The 1,758-nt window shown below is 49.4% G+C and carries 2 protein-coding genes; one reads left to right on the top strand and one right to left on the bottom strand.

What is annotated here, in order from left to right:
• The first annotated feature begins 436 nt into the window (after positions 1 to 436).
• Complete coding sequence (locus tag C7K08_RS13905) at positions 437 to 1,222, top strand: response regulator transcription factor (RefSeq protein WP_106501112.1); 786 nt, start codon at positions 437 to 439, stop codon at positions 1,220 to 1,222.
• On the opposite strand, the gene C7K08_RS13910 is transcribed toward C7K08_RS13905, so the two are convergent.
• Complete coding sequence (locus C7K08_RS13910; RefSeq protein ID WP_341272174.1) at positions 1,205 to 1,750, bottom strand: hypothetical protein; 546 nt, start codon at positions 1,748 to 1,750, stop codon at positions 1,205 to 1,207. The two genes, C7K08_RS13905 and C7K08_RS13910, sit on opposite strands and share 18 nt — an antisense overlap.
• Positions 1,751 to 1,758 lie beyond the last annotated feature (8 nt).

The raw sequence follows: 1,758 nt of genomic DNA on the forward strand, positions 1-1,758 counted from the left end.
TTCGAATCCCGCCCGGGGAGTTTTGAATAGAATTAATTATAATTATATTAGTAATTCAGGCAAGCAAGTAAGCCAATAATTAACGGTTATTTGTTTTGGGTTTTAATATCTTAGTTTTAAATATCTTAGTTTTAAGTATATTGGTTTTAAGTATTTTTGATTTTTAATAAAAATCTAGTATCYAAATTGCAAATATATATTATTTATTTATTTTTTGTTTAACAATTTATCATTTTCAAATCTGTAGCAAATCAGAATATCCTCCAGCTAAGACTAGCCAGACTCAGCCGATCGATTGAAGGGCCTGGTGATAGCTCATCAGATTTTTAATCCTCTATAGTAAATAAGTAATTTTGAAGGCGCCCTGGGCTCGATGCCTGGGTTTTGCTTCAACTGATTTAGCTAAGCCCAGCTTTTACCTCACCCAGCAGCATTAATGAAGCCCTGCATCCTCTTAATCGAAGACGACCGGGACATGCGTGAGCTCGTGGCTGGCAGCCTTGAGCATTCCGGTTTTGATGTGCAAAAAGCAGAAGACGGCATTAAGGGTCAAGCGCTTGCTCTGCAATACGCGCCAGATCTAATCGTGCTCGATTTGATGTTGCCAAACGTGGATGGYCTMACCCTTTGCCAAAGGTTGCGGCGCGATGAACGCACGGCTCAAATACCAATTTTGATGCTCACCGCCCTCGGYGGCACCAAAGACAAGGTAACTGGTTTCAATTCTGGCGCCGATGATTACCTCACCAAACCCTTTGAACTCGAAGAATTCCTAGCTCGCATCAAGGCCCTGTTGCGCCGCAGTGATCGGGCACCCCTCTCAAGCAAGCACAACGAAATACTCAATTTCGGACCGATCACCCTGGTGCCAGAACGCTTCGAAGCGATTTGGTTTGAACAGGCGGTGCGGCTTACCCACCTTGAATTTGAACTGCTCCATTGCCTGTTGCAACGCCATGGTCAAACGGTTGCCCCCTCTTTGATCCTCAAGGAGGTGTGGGGYTATGAACCAGACGACGACATCGAAACCATCCGYGTTCACATCCGCCACCTGCGCACCAAACTCGAGCCAGATCCCCGCAAACCAAGGTTCATCAAAACCGTTTACGGMGCCGGCTATTGCCTCGAGTTGCCCTCTGGCAACCACTTAACCGATTGCATTGCCTTGATGGCTGARTTCCGCGCCCAACAGCAGCAGCGGGAAYTAAGCGCACAGGTCTAGTAGGGCCACTTCCCACGCCAACCGCGGTTGCACATTTCCTTTTAAGTGTTTGCCTAATCGCTCTAGGCGCTGCAGCTGTTTCACCTGCCCAGTGCTTAGCCAAAGCCTGCGTTGCAAAAGGCCTATTAACCACAATTGTTGTTCGCCGTCCAATTGATCGCTGATTTGACGCGCTAARTCCATTGCTGCCATTGGATTTTCAGGCATCACRAGCAAAGCTTCTGGCAATTCCTGCCAGCGCCGCCGCCATTCCAGCAGTGCCCCTGGGGATCCKGCCGCAAGGGCCAATAATTCAGCTGGATCGCCTTGATCAGGCACCACCTCAGCAAGTTCAGCAGGGGCCAAGGGGCGAAATGAAATCCGCATGCAGCGGCTCAAAATTGTGCTCAGCAATTGCTCTGGCGCCGCCGYTAACAAGATCAATAGGCCCTGKCCAGGCTCCTCCAAGGTTTTGAGCAAGGCATTAGCAGCTCCCTCTGCCATCCTTTCGGCCCCCTCCAGCACCACCACCGAACGGGGGGCCTCCAGGGGTGGGC

Origin of the sequence: Synechococcus lacustris str. Tous (assembly GCF_003011125.1) — a bacterium.
Classification (GTDB): Bacteria; Cyanobacteriota; Cyanobacteriia; order PCC-6307; family Cyanobiaceae; genus Synechococcus_D; species Synechococcus_D lacustris.